The organism is Mobilicoccus caccae (assembly GCF_030161635.1).
GTDB classification, from domain to species: domain Bacteria; phylum Actinomycetota; class Actinomycetes; order Actinomycetales; family Dermatophilaceae; genus Mobilicoccus; species Mobilicoccus caccae.
This window is the reverse complement of the sequence record NZ_BSUO01000001.1, coordinates 1,061,503-1,073,974: the sequence shown is the minus strand read 5'-3', so window position 1 is coordinate 1,073,974 and position 12,472 is coordinate 1,061,503. Positions and strand designations below refer to the sequence as shown.

Here is a 12,472-nt window from a genome sequence, read left to right as displayed (position 1 = left end):
CTGTGCGAGATCGGTCCGGGGACGTGTGGGTCAGTCGCCGCCGTCCTGCGGGGCGCGCAGGCCCTCGTAGATCTCCTTGCACATGGGGCAGACCGGGAAGCGGTTCGGGTCGCGGCCGGGCACCCAGATCTTGCCGCACAGGGCCGTGACCGGCTCACCGGAGACGGCCGATTCGACGATCTTCTCCTTGCGCACGTAGTGCGCGAAGCGTTCGTGGTCGCCGGAGTCGGTGCGGTAGTCGGTCTCCGGCTCGGTGCGTTCGAGCACGGAGGTGCTCGTGCCAGGATTCTGCAGCGGCTCCGGTTCCGGCGTGGAAGTCATGCGGGACATTATGCCGAGCGAGCGTCACACCCGCCGCCCAGCACGCCCCCGACAATTCACCGGATGGGTGGGGTCGGGTCGACGCCGGTTGGACGGGCGTCCGCCGGGCGTAGGACACTGAGGTCTGCGGCCGGGGGTCCGGCCGCCTCACACGTGCCAGGGGAAGTCCACGATGACGCTCGTCCACGATCTCAAGCTTGCCGCGATGCGGGTGCTGGAGAAGGCGCCCGACGCGATCGGGTCCGTCAGCTCGGTGCGTACCGACGAGGCGATCATCGTGCCGACGTTCGACGACGGACCGACCCCGCGACGCACCCACGATGTGCTGCGCGCTCTGGCCGATCACGAGGCCACGGCCACGTTCTTCGTGCTCATGACCAGCGTGCGCGCCAATCGGGGGCTGCTGGACGAGGTCGTCGCCGCCGGTCACGAGGTGGGTCTGCACGGCATGGACCACCGGCACCTGCCGACGCTGTCGCGCGCGGAGGCGACGGAGATGATCACCCGGGGCAAGGCCGAGCTCGAGGACGCACTCGGGCTGCCGGTGCGGTGGTTCCGTCCGCCGCACGGCGACCAGTCGGTCGAGACGTGGCGCATCATCCGCGAGGCGGGCATGGAGTCGGTCATCTGGAGCGGCACGAGCTGGGACTGGAACCCTGACGCCACCCAGGACGAGCGTGTGGCGAAGGCCACGGCCAACCTGGACCGCGGCACGATCCTGCTGTTCCACGACGGCCATGCCGGCCCGGCCGATCTGGGCGACCCGGTGCCCGAGCCCGACCTGGACCGGTACGAACTCCTCGACCGGGTGTTGCGCATCGCGCAGGCCAGAGGGCTGCGGGCGGTCAGCCTGGGCCGGGCTCTGGAGCGCGGCAGCGTCGTCACCCGCCCCCACTTCAACCTCCACCCCAAGCACCTGGCCGCCGCGGTCCGCCGCTGACCGGAGCACCGTTAGGCGAACCGAGCGTGGTCAGAGGCCGCGCCGATGCAGTACCGGGAGCACACGGGGAGGCGTAGCCCCCGGTGCGGCTGCGAAGCAGCCCCGAAGAACCGTCGAGCGAAGCGAGCTTGGTTCTTCGGAACAGTAGGGACGCCCGGCGAAGCCGCGCCGGTGCAGTGCGGGGGCCCACGGGGGCGGAGCCCCCGTGCGTGCGAGCTTGGTTCTTCGGAACGGAAGGGACGCCGCGGCGAAGCCGCGCCGGTGCAGTGCGGGGCCCACGGGGGCGGAGCCCCCGTGCGTGGGCGGAGCCCCGCGTGAGTTCAGTTCAGGTGTGGGTCGGCGGGGTAGGTGGCGAGCCAGGCGATCTTGCCGCCGGCTCGGCGCAGGACCATCTTCCAGAGGATTTCGGGGACGGGGATGAAGGCGTCTCCGGGGCGGGCGTCGACGACGTGCCAGGAGCCGGTGTCGAGTTCGCTCTCGAGTTGGCCGGGGCCCCAGCCGGAGTATCCGGCGAAGACGCGGACGGCGCTGATGTGGGGCATGACGAGTTCGGGGGGTGCGTCGAGGTCGATGACGCCGATCTCGGCGAAGAGGCGTTTGATGCCGAGGTCGTCGCCGGCGTTCTCGTCGGGGAGCCGGACGAGGCCGAGGGCTGTGTCGAGGCCGATGGGGCCTCCTTGGAAGATGCGTCCGGGTGCGACGACATGGGGCTGCCAGGAGGGGAGGACGGCCTCGACGTCGGCCTCGATGGGCTTGTTGAGCACCAGGCCGTGCGCGCCGTCGTCGTCGTGGTGCAGGAGCAGCACCACGCTGCGCTCGAAGATCTCTCCGCCGGTGGCGGGTGTGGCGACGAGCAGTCGCCCGGCCAGGTAGGTCACGCCCCTATTCTGCCGCGAGGTGGGTCGGCCGGGCCGCTCAGGGGCCTCGACCGTGCCACAGGCCACGCGGTCGCCGGCGTCGCCGGCCTTCTTGGTCTCCTCGTCGGCGCCGCCGGAGGCGTAGCGGTCGGGGATGTTGGCGAAGTTGTCGTCGCCTCCGTGGACCATGACGGCGGTGCCGTCGTCGTCGAGAAGGGTGTCGGCGTCGACGCGGTCTGTCTTGACGGTCAGCGATGCGGTTCCGTCCGTGCCGACGAGCAGCGGCGGGAGGTCGCCGGCGTGGTCGGGGTGCTCCCCGTCGCCGAGGTGACCGCCGGCGGAGAGGAAGTTCCCGGTCTTCGCGGCGTCCTTGGGGTCGGGTGAGTCGGGTTCGCACTTGCCGATGGCGTGCAGGTGCAGCCCGTTGAAGCCCGGCTCGAGGCCGCTGGCCTCGACGTGGATCTCGGTCTTGCCGTCGACGTCGACGAACTCGACGGTCCCCCGGCTCTCACCTGCGGGGTTGCGCAGCTCACCGTGAGCGATCGCGTATCCCTCGCCCCCGACGGCGCCGGTGCCCGTGGGCTCGGCCGGCTGCTCGGCGGGCTGGTTCTGCGGAGGTGTCTCGGCCGCGGGCGTGCTCCCGCAGGCGCTCAGCGTGAGCGTTCCGAAGAGGGCGACGGCGGTCAGGGCTGTGCGGCGCATGGGAGGCCTCCTTGATCGACAGGTGGTCCTGCCACCCTCGCCGACCTCATGGCCGATTGCAACATGTTGCCCCACAACGCGATTCGCGCCGCACGACGGGTACCCGTCGTGCGGCGCGAGATCTCGCGGTCATCTCGACCCCGATGTGGGGGCCGACGCGACCTCGTGCGAGAGATCAGTCGCGGGGGCGGCGACGGGCGAATCCGCCGTCGCCACGACCTCCACCGCGGCCACCCTGGCGGTATCCCCCACGCCGCGGGCGCTGCGGCGGCTCGAGCAGCCGGCGCAGACGCTCCTCGGGGATGGGGTCACCCACGGGACGGTTCGCGCCGGTCATCTCGTGCAGGCGGTCGTCGCCGGGCGCGACCTTCTCGGGCGTGATGTCCAGGCCGGCCTGGTCGGCGATCCGCTGCATCTGACGCTTCTGGTGCGGCAGCGCGAGCGTGACGACGGTGCCCTGCTCCCCCGCGCGGGCGGTGCGCCCGGCGCGGTGCAGGTAGTCCTTGTGATCGGTCGGCGGGTCGACCTGCAGCACGACGCCCACGTCGTCGACGTGGATGCCGCGTGCGGCGACGTCGGTGGCGACGAGCACCGGGATCGTCCCGTCACGGAAGGCGCTCAGCACCCGGTTGCGGGAGCTCTGCGAGAGCCCGCCGTGCAGGGCGGCGGCGAAGACGCCCTCCTCGCGCAACTGCATGGCGACGCGGTCGGCGCCCAGCTTGGTCCGCACGAAGACGATGGTGTGCCCGCCGCGGTTGGCGACGTGTGCCGTGACGACCTTCTTGTGCACCGGCTCCACGAGCAGGATGTGGTGGGCCATCGTCGTGACGCTGGCCTGGGCCTCGTCGGTCGAGTGCGTCACCGGGTCCTGCAGGTAGGACTCCACGAGGGTGTCGATGCCCTTGTCCAGGGTCGCCGAGAAGAGCAGCCGTTGGCCGCCCGCCGGCACCTGATCCATGAGCTCGGTGACCTCGGGCAGGAAGCCCATGTCGGCCATGTGGTCGGCCTCGTCGAGGACGACGATCTCGCACCCCTCGAGGGTGCAGGCGCCGCGCTCGATGAGGTCGGCCAGGCGGCCGGGAGTCGCGACGAGCACGTCGACCCCGCGGTCGAGTGCGTCGAACTGCGGCGGGTAGGGCATGCCACCCGCGACGAGCTTGTGCCGGAGCCCGAGGACGTGGACCAGCGGCTGCAGGGCATCGCTGATCTGCATCGCGAGTTCACGCGTGGGTGAGAGGACGATCGCCGTGGGGCGGTTGGGCTTCGCCCGCTCTCCCTGCGCGAGCCGGGCGAGCATGGGCAGACCGAACGCGAGGGTCTTGCCCGACCCGGTGCGTCCGCGGCCCAGCACGTCGCGACCGGCGAGCGCATCGGGGATGGTCGCCTCCTGGATGGGGAACGGCGTCGTGATGCCGTCCCGCGCCAGACGCTTGACCAGCGCCTCCGGGACGCCCAGAGCGGCGAAACCGTTCGTCTCCAGGTCGACCGGTGCGACGGCGGGCGCCTCCTTGCGATGCAGTTGCTCGGCGCGCGCGGCGGGGGCGTCGGCCGGGGCACGGTGGGGCTCGCGGCGGGGGCCTCGGTGCCACGGCTGTCACCGTCGCGCCGGGCGTCGTCACGGCGGGTGTCCTCGCGACGCGGGTAGCGATCCTCACGGCGGGCGTCGTCGCGTCGCGGGTAACGGTCCTCGCGGCGGGTCTCGTCGCGGCGGCCGTAGCGCTCGTCGCGGCGGGTCTCGTCACGGCGCCCGTAACGGTCATCACGACGGGTGTCGTCGCGGCGGCCGTAACGGTCATCACGACGGGTGTCATCGCGGCGCCCGTAGCGGTCATCACGACGGGTGTCGTCACGGCGCCCGTAACGGTCATCACGACGGGTGTCGCCACGGCGGTCGTCACGTCCGCCGAAACGGTCGTCGCGGCGCTCGAACCGGTTGCCGGAGGGGCGACGATCCTGGCGGTCCGGGCGATCCGGACGAGCGGAGTCGGGGCGGCGGTCGTCGCGGTTGCCGTAGCGGCGGTCGTCGTGACGTTCGGCGCGGCCACGTCCGGCGGCCCAGCCGCCGTCCACGTCCTCGTGCCGGTCACGGCGGGGGCGGTCGCCGTAGCCACCGCGCGAGCCGCGACGGTCCTCGAAGCGGTTGTCGTCGCGGTCGAAGCGTCGCCCACCGCGGCGGTCGTCCTCGCTCCGGGGGCGTACGGACGGTCTCCGCGACGGCGGTCGTCGCTCGGCGGGAAGCGGTCGTCACGACCACGGAATCCACCCGTGCGGCGGTCGCCACCACGGGTGTCCTCACGCCGGTCGCGGGAGAAGGACCGGTCGTCGCGGCCGCGGAATCCGCCCGGACGGCGGTCGTCGCCGCGGGTGTCCTCACGCCGGTCGCGCGAACCCCAACGGTCGTCGCGGGCGGGGGCGTCGGGACGGCGGGGGTGCTTGCGGGCGGGTCGCGGCGTGCCGTCGGTACGACGGGCGGCGGCCTTCTTGGCCTGGGTCCAGCGGGGCTTCTTGGGCGCGCCGGGTTGCTTGGGGCTCATGTGTATCTCTCTTCGTGAAGTCGGAGGCGCGCTCCTGATCCCGACGAGCGGAGATGAACGAGCCTGTTGCGTCGGCATGCGACGCCTGGGAGATCCGGGGTGTTCGCGCCGTGCGGCGTGATGACCCGGGGCAGGGACTGACCCTGCGACGGAGGCGGTGGGCCGTCCGTGGTGCCTGATCGAGGGAATCGCTCGGTGGCCGACACTGGCCGGAGCGACATCGTGAGCGCAGACCACAAGCGGAGACCGCGGGCTGCGACCTATCACCTTACCAGGCCCGCGTCACCGCCCACGCCACCGGCCCCACGGGGCCCCTCCTCCTCGTGGCTGCCACCGGCGGCGAAAGCGGTGGCGGTGCCCTCACGACGACGACGGCCGAGTGGGTACCCGGTCACCCTAACCAAGCATCGGGGGAATGTGACGTGTGGGCCGCTCGTTGAACGCCCCATGACCACCACCGCTCTGACAGGTTCGAACTTCGAGGAGACGCTCTCCTCCAACGAGATCGTCCTCATCGACTTCTGGGCCTCCTGGTGCGGCCCGTGCCGCAACTTCGCCCCGATCTACGAGGCCGCCTCCGAGAAGCACTCCGACATCACGTTCGCCAAGGTGGACACCGATGCCGAGCAGGAACTGGCGACCGCCGCCCAGATCACGTCGATCCCGACCGTGATGGCCATCCGGCAGGGTGTGCCGGTGTTCTCGCAGGCAGGTGCGTTGCCGGCCGAGGCCCTCGAGGACGTCATCGCCCAGGTGCGCGCGCTCGACATGGAGCAGGTGCACGCCCAGGTGGCCGCGGCCACCGCCGGCGGCGGCGCCCCGCAGCAGGCCGACCCGGCCCAGGCCTCCCAGGGTCGTCCGGCCCCGTCGACGAACCCCGCCGACGACCGCGCCCGGCAGGACACGCGCGCCGGCGTCGACTACCCCGACGGCAACGGCGCCATCGTCTGACACACACCGGCAGACCGTCCACGATCCCGGCCCCTTCTCCCCGAGCGGGAGAGGGGGCCGCTTCGCGTCCGGGCCCGTTCGCGCCGGTGAGCTCCGCCCCGGCCCACCGCCGCCGGCGTGGCGGCTCAGTCGAGGTGCGCCTCCAGCACACCGTCCACGGTGGCCAGGAACGATCCGTCGGCGATGAAGGTCTCTGCCGCGGCGAGTTCGGGGGCGAGGAACGTGTCGGGACCGAGCGCCGTGACACCCGCGGGCAGCGCGTTGATGAGTGCGGCCGACACCGCCCCCGGCGACAGCGGCTGCCGCAACCGGATCGCGCGTGCCGCCGTGAGTAGCTCGATGGCGAGCACCCGTCGTAGCCCCTCGACGGCGCGCCTCAGCTTGCGCGCCCCGTGCCACCCCATCGACACGTGGTCCTCCTGCATGGCCGAACTCGGGATGGAGTCGACCGAGGACGGCACGGCCAGCCGTTTGAGATCGGAGACGATGCCCGCCTGGGTGTACTGGGCGATCATCAGGCCCGAGTCGGTGCCCGGGTCGTGGGCGAGGAACGGCGGGAGCCCGTGGGAGCGGGCCACGTCGAGCATCCGATCGGTGCGGCGCTCGGCCATCGAGGCGACGTCGGCGACCGGGATCGCGACGAAGTCGAGGACGTGCGCGATCGGTGCGCCGTGGAAGTTGCCGTTGGAGCTGATGCGTCCGTCGTCGAGCACGACCGGGTTGTCGATCGCCGCCGCGAGTTCGCGGTCGGCGACCGTGGCGGCGTACTCGAGCGTGTCCCGCAACGAGCCGGTGACCTGCGGGGCGCACCGCAGCGAATAGGCGTCCTGCACGCGCTTGTCGCCCTCGTGATGGGAGAGCACGATGTCGGACCCGGCGAGGGCGGCTAGCATTCGCGCCGCCGACCGGGCCTGGCCGGGGTGCGGGCGCAACGGCGCGTGGAGTTCGGGGAGGAAGACCCGGTCGGTGCCGAGCAGCCCTTCCACGGACATCGCCGCGGTGATGTCGGCGACGTCGGCGAGAACGCGCAGGTCGGCCAGGGCGAGCAGCAACATGCCGAGCATGCCGTCAGTGCCGTTGATGAGGGCGAGCCCCTCCTTCTCGGCGAGGACGACCGGCTCGATGCCGGCCTCGGCGAGCAGCTCCGGCACGGGTCGCTCACGTCCGTCCGGGCCGGTGGCCCTCCCCTCGCCCATGAGCACGAGGGCACAGTGCGCGAGCGGCGCGAGATCGCCTGAGCAGCCGAGGGATCCGAACTCGTGGACCACCGGCGTGATGCCGGCGTCGAGGACGTCGAGCATCGTCTGGAGGGTGACCGGGCGGATGCCGGTGTGCCCCGAGGCGAGGGTCTTGGCCCGCAGGAGCATGAGGGCGCGGACGACCTCGCGCTCGACGACCGGCCCCATGCCCGCGGCGTGTGACCTGATGAGCGACCGCTGCAGGTCGGTGCGCTTGTCCACCGGGATGTGCACGGTGGCCAGCGCACCGAAGCCGGTCGAGATGCCGTAGACGGGGGTGTCCGACGCGGCCAGCTCGTCGACGTGGGCACGGACGCGCGTGACGGTCTCGAGCGTGTCGGGGGCGAGCTCGACGCGCGCGCCGTGGCGGGCGACGGCGAGGACCTCCTCCGCGGTGACCCCGTCGGGTCCGATGGTGACGGTGATGGGGGCTGACATGGGGCGGCTCCTCGATGATCGATCGGGTGTGAGCGGTGGCTGCGGGCGACGGTGGTCGCCCAGGTGTCTGCCGAACGCCTAGAGCAGGAGGCGGACGATCGGGGTGGCGATGAGGATGGTGAGGATGACCCGCTCGACCCAGATGACGACGAGTTGCCACACGGTCAGCGGGATCTCGGTCGCGAGGATCGTGGGCACCAGGGCCGAGAAGAACACGATCGCCGAGACGCAGATGATCGCGATCACCATCCGCAGGACGAGGTCGCTCTGCCCCGCGACGAGCGTGGCCGGCAGGAACATCTCGGCCAACCCGGTGGCGGCGGCCGTGCTCGCCAGTTCGGGCTGCGGCAGCCCCACGAGCCACATGAACGGGCGGAAGATCCAGCCCAACCACTCGAAGATCGGGGTGAACCGCGCCAACGCCAGGCCGATGAGCCCGACCGACAGGATGGAGGGCAGGATCGCCATGGCCATCTTGAACCCGTCGAGGAGGTTGTCGCGGATGTTCCGGCCGAGCGGGGGCGCGGCGTGCAGGGCGCCCAGCGCCTCCGACCAGGCGTGACGGAACCGCGACCCGGTGACCTTCTCCTCCGGCTGCGGGGTCGAACCCGGGTAGTGGTCCTGCGGGATGCGGGACAGCGGCGGGATCCGCGTCGTGATGGCCGAGACGGCGAACGTGACGACCAGGGCGAGCCAGAAGTAGAGGAGCCAGTGGTCCATGATGTCGAGGGCCTTGGCCACGATGACCATGAAGCTCGCCGACACCGTCGAGAAGCCCGTCGCGATGATCGCCGCCTCGCGACCCGTGTACCGGCCGTCGCGGTACACCCGGTCGGTGATGAGCAGGGCCAGGGAGTAGCTGCCGACGAACGAGGCGACCGCGTCGATGGCCGAGCGGCCGGGAGTGCGCCACAGCGGTCGCATCACCGGCTGCATCAACACCCCGACGAACTCCATGAGGCCGTATCCGACGAGCAGGGCCAGGAAGATCGCGCCGATCGGCACGATGAGCCCGACCGGGATGACGAGGGAGTTGAACAGGAACGGACCCATGTCCTTCTCGAGCAGCCAGCCCGGCCCCGCGCCCATGACCAGGAGGACGCCGACGACGAGCCCGAGGATGTTGAGGAACGCGAACGCCGTCCGCACCGGCGAGGTGCGCCAGCGTCCGGTGGCGAAGGGCATGATCGTGCCCGCGAGGACGACCGCGAGGGCGTACCAGGGCAGCGCGGGTGTCGCCACGCTGCGAAGCCACGTGACGATGTGATCGAGCGGGATGGTGTTCTTGCCGGCGATCGTGATCGGCACGAAGAACGTGAAGATGCCGACGGCGCTGTAGCAGACGAAGCGCGCCAGATCGGCCGGGGACGAACGGGTTTCGGGATCCGTCGGGGGTGAAGGGGTGGGTGAGCTCATGGGTCTCTCTTCGGGTTCCGGTCCGGGGGCGACGGACCGAGCTGGACCTACAGAACGGGGGCGACGACCTGTTGGCCGGCCCGCCAGACTCCCCAGGTGAGGGGCATGCCCGGCCGGTAGGCGAGGTGGATCGCGGCCGGGGCGTCGAGCACGTGCAGATCTGCGCGGGCACCGACCTGCACGGAGCCGACGGCCGGACGGTCGTCGGTGCCGACCTCCCGACGCAGCGCTCGGGCTCCACCCCAGGTCGCGGCACGAACGGCCTCGATGACGGTCATTCCCATCTGGAGGACCGCGGTGCCGACGCAGAAGTTCATCGACGAGGTGTAGCTGGTTCCGGGGTTGCAGTTGCTCGCGATGGCCACGGTGGCCCCCGCGTCGAGCAGACGTCGCGCCGGCGCGAGCGGAGCCCGGGTGGACAGGTCGCAGGCCGGGAGCACGGTGGCGACGACGTCGGAGCCGGCGAGCGCCTCGACGTCGGCCTCGTCGACGTGGTTGACGTGATCGACGCTGGCCGCGCCCATCTCGACCGCCAGCTCGACACCACCGGAGCGGCCGAGCTGGTTGCCGTGCACACGCAGACCGAGCCCTGCATCGCGGGCGGCCTCGAGCACGCGGCGGGACTGCTCGGGGGTGAACGCTCCGTCCTCGCAGAAGACGTCGGCCCACCGCACGTACGGGCGCACGGCCTCGAGCATGGGACCGCACACGAGGTCGACGTACTCGTCGGCGTCGACGGGTTCGCCGTCAGGACCGCGGGGCACGAGGTGCGCACCCAGGTAGGTGACCTCGTCGACGGCCTTGGCGGCGAGCCTGGCCGCGCGTTGCTCCTGCTCGACGGACAGGCCGTAGCCGGTCTTGGTCTCCAGGTAGGTCGTCCCGCCGGCCACGGCCTCGCGGACGCGGTCGCCGAGCAGTGCCGCGAGGGTGTCGTCGCTCGCCGCGCGGGTGGCCGTCGTCGTGACCCCGATCCCTCCCGCGGCGTAGGACTCCCCCGCCATCCGGGCCTCGAACTCGGCCGAACGGTCACCGGCGAACACGAGGTGGGTGTGCGAGTCGACCCAGCCCGGAAGCATCGCCCGCCCCTGGAGGAAGGTGTGCCGATCCGCGGTGGGTGCCTGCGCGCGCTCCCCCACCCAGGCGATCGTGCCCCCGTCGACGACGAGGGCCGCGTCGATGATCCTCGGCCGCCCGGGATCGTTGGTCAGCAGTTCGCCGATGCCGGTGAAGAGCTCGCTCACCGCGCTCCCCCGCCCTCGCCTGCTGCGAGGTCGTTCTCCCGCATCGGGATACGGACCCCACGCTCGTCAGCGACCTCGATCGCCCGCTCGTACCCGGCGTCGGCGTGCCGGATGACGCCCATGCCCGGGTCGTTGGTGAGCAGCCGCGACAGCTTCTCGGCGGCCAGCTCGGTGCCGTCGGCGACGCCGACCTGCCCGGCATGGATGGACCGGCCGATGCCGACTCCACCGCCGTGATGGATCGAGACCCACGTGGCTCCCGACGACGTGGCCGTGAGCGCGTTGAGCAGCGGCCAGTCGGCGATGGCGTCTGAGCCGTCGAGCATCCCCTCGGTCTCGCGGTACGGGGAGGCGACCGAGCCCGAATCGAGGTGGTCGCGGCCGATGACGATGGGCGCCTTGACCTTGCCCTCGCGCACGAGGTCGTTGAACAGCAGGCCGGCCTGGTGACGTTCGCCGTACCCGAGCCAGCAGATGCGCGCCGGCAGACCCTCGAACTCGACGTGCTCGGCGGCCGCGTCGATCCAGCGGTGCAGGTGCTCGTTGTCGGGGAAGAGCTCTTTGATGGCCTCGTCGGTGACCCTGATGTCCTCCGGGTCACCGGAGAGCGCGACCCACCGGAACGGGCCGAGGCCCTCGCAGAACAGGGGGCGGATGTAGGCCGGGACGAAACCGGGGAAGTCGAACGCGCGCGTGTACCCGGCGTGACGTGCCTCGTCGCGGATGGAGTTGCCGTAGTCGAACACTTCGGCGCCGGCGTCGGCGAACTCGACCATCGCCTGAACCTGCGCGGCCATCGACTCGCGGGCCTTCTTGGTGAAGCCCTCGGGGTCGGCCTTCGCCTCGGCGTCCCACTGATCCATCGGGATGTCGGCGGGCAGGTAGGACAGGGGGTCGTGGGCGCTGGTCTGGTCGGTGACGACGTCGACGACGATCTCGCCGGCCTGGTGGCGGCGCAGCATCTCGGGGAACACCTCGGCGGCGTTGCCCACGAGACCGACGGACAGGGCCCGCCCGGCGTCCTTGGCCGCCCGCAGCTGGGTGAGCGCGTCGTCGATGTTGTCGGTGACCTCGTCGAGGTAGCGCTTGCCCATGCGGCGCTCGAGGCGCGCACGGTCGACGTCGACGACGAGCACGGCGCCCCCGTTGAGCGTGACGGCGAGTGGCTGCGCGCCGCCCATCCCGCCGCAGCCACCGGTGAGCGTGAGGGTGCCGGCCAGCGTGGGCTCGGGGATGCGGCCCTCGGCGTGCATCTTGAGCGCGACGGCGGCGAAGGTCTCGTACGTGCCCTGGAGGATGCCCTGGGTGGCGATGTAGATCCACGATCCGGCCGTCATCTGGCCGTACATCATGAGCCCCTCGGCCTCTAGCCTGCGGAACTCCGGCCACGTGGCCCAGTCGCCCACGAGGTTGCTGTTGGCGATGAGCACCCGCGGTGCCCACACGTGGGTGCGGAAGACGCCGACGGGCTTGCCGGACTGCACGAGGAGCGTCTCGTCCTCCTCCAGCGTCTTCAGCGTCGCGATGATCGCGTCGAACGCCGCCCACGACCGCGCCGCACGGCCGGTGCCTCCGTAGACGACGAGGTCGTCGGGACGCTCGGCGACCTCGGGATCGAGGTTGTTGCAGAGCATGCGCAGCGGCGCCTCGGTCTGCCAGCTCTTGGCGCTGATGTCGGTGCCGCGTGGTGCGCGGACCTCTCGTGCTCCGGGCAGGGCCATGGGTCGACTCCTTCGTCGGGTCTGGTGCTTGCCCACCATGACACCCGCCACCGACAACCCGTGTCACCGTCGGAATCGCGATGGGTGTCTGGGATCCCAGATCCTGTCGCGGC

General features: G+C 71.6%; 9 protein-coding genes. 2 read left to right on the top strand and 7 right to left on the bottom strand.

Annotated features, from left to right (window positions below; translation table 11 throughout):
• Positions 1 to 30 precede the first annotated feature (30 nt).
• Positions 31 to 330 carry a DUF3039 domain-containing protein gene (locus tag QQK49_RS05280; protein ID WP_284303034.1) on the bottom strand — a complete coding sequence of 100 codons (300 nt, stop codon included), beginning with the start codon at positions 328 to 330 and terminating at the stop codon, positions 31 to 33.
• A gap of 163 nt (positions 331 to 493) precedes the next feature.
• Here QQK49_RS05280 and QQK49_RS05275 point away from each other — a divergent pair, with 163 nt between their 5' ends.
• On the top strand, positions 494 to 1,261 hold the full coding sequence (locus QQK49_RS05275; protein WP_284303033.1) for a polysaccharide deacetylase family protein: 768 nt from the start codon (positions 494 to 496) through the stop codon (positions 1,259 to 1,261).
• Positions 1,262 to 1,581: 320 nt separating this feature from the next.
• Here the strand turns inward: QQK49_RS05275 and QQK49_RS05270 are convergent, their stop codons facing one another.
• On the bottom strand, positions 1,582 to 2,820 hold the full coding sequence (locus tag QQK49_RS05270) for a YqgE/AlgH family protein (RefSeq protein ID WP_284303032.1): 1,239 nt from the start codon (positions 2,818 to 2,820) through the stop codon (positions 1,582 to 1,584).
• 175 nt (positions 2,821 to 2,995) lie between these two features.
• Positions 2,996 to 4,171 (bottom strand): DEAD/DEAH box helicase, encoded by a 1,176-nt coding sequence (locus QQK49_RS05265; RefSeq protein ID WP_284303031.1) that lies wholly within the window; start codon positions 4,169 to 4,171, stop codon positions 2,996 to 2,998.
• Between the two features lie 1,630 nt (positions 4,172 to 5,801).
• Here QQK49_RS05265 and trxA point away from each other — a divergent pair.
• Positions 5,802 to 6,305, top strand: coding sequence for a thioredoxin (trxA, locus tag QQK49_RS05260; protein ID WP_284303030.1), 504 nt, complete (start codon positions 5,802 to 5,804; stop codon positions 6,303 to 6,305).
• 125 nt (positions 6,306 to 6,430) lie between these two features.
• Here trxA and hutH read toward each other — a convergent pair whose 3' ends face one another.
• The 4 genes from hutH to hutU form a co-directional block, all read right to left on the bottom strand.
• On the bottom strand, positions 6,431 to 7,981 hold the full coding sequence (hutH, locus tag QQK49_RS05255) for a histidine ammonia-lyase (RefSeq protein ID WP_284303029.1): 1,551 nt from the start codon (positions 7,979 to 7,981) through the stop codon (positions 6,431 to 6,433).
• Between the two features lie 78 nt (positions 7,982 to 8,059).
• Positions 8,060 to 9,397 carry a YjiH family protein gene (locus tag QQK49_RS05250; RefSeq protein WP_284303028.1) on the bottom strand — a complete coding sequence of 446 codons (1,338 nt, stop codon included), beginning with the start codon at positions 9,395 to 9,397 and terminating at the stop codon, positions 8,060 to 8,062.
• A 47-nt stretch (positions 9,398 to 9,444) separates the two neighbouring features.
• Entirely contained in the window at positions 9,445 to 10,638 is a 1,194-nt protein-coding gene (hutI, locus tag QQK49_RS05245) for an imidazolonepropionase (protein ID WP_284303027.1), read from the bottom strand.
• Positions 10,635 to 12,359, bottom strand: a complete 1,725-nt coding sequence (hutU, locus tag QQK49_RS05240) for a urocanate hydratase (RefSeq protein WP_284303026.1) — start codon at positions 12,357 to 12,359, stop codon at positions 10,635 to 10,637. Before hutU ends, hutI begins: the two co-directional genes overlap by 4 nt.
• Positions 12,360 to 12,472 lie beyond the last annotated feature (113 nt).

Coding starts and splice junctions, on each gene's coding strand:
- QQK49_RS05280 (WP_284303034.1), bottom strand. CDS start 330: ATGTCCCGCATGACTTCCACGCCGGAACCGGAGCCGCTGCAGAATCCT.
- QQK49_RS05275 (WP_284303033.1), top strand. CDS start 494: ATGACGCTCGTCCACGATCTCAAGCTTGCCGCGATGCGGGTGCTGGAG.
- QQK49_RS05270 (WP_284303032.1), bottom strand. CDS start 2,820: ATGCGCCGCACAGCCCTGACCGCCGTCGCCCTCTTCGGAACGCTCACG.
- trxA (WP_284303030.1), top strand. CDS start 5,802: ATGACCACCACCGCTCTGACAGGTTCGAACTTCGAGGAGACGCTCTCC.
- hutH (WP_284303029.1), bottom strand. CDS start 7,981: ATGTCAGCCCCCATCACCGTCACCATCGGACCCGACGGGGTCACCGCG.
- QQK49_RS05250 (WP_284303028.1), bottom strand. CDS start 9,397: ATGAGCTCACCCACCCCTTCACCCCCGACGGATCCCGAAACCCGTTCG.
- hutU (WP_284303026.1), bottom strand. CDS start 12,359: ATGGCCCTGCCCGGAGCACGAGAGGTCCGCGCACCACGCGGCACCGAC.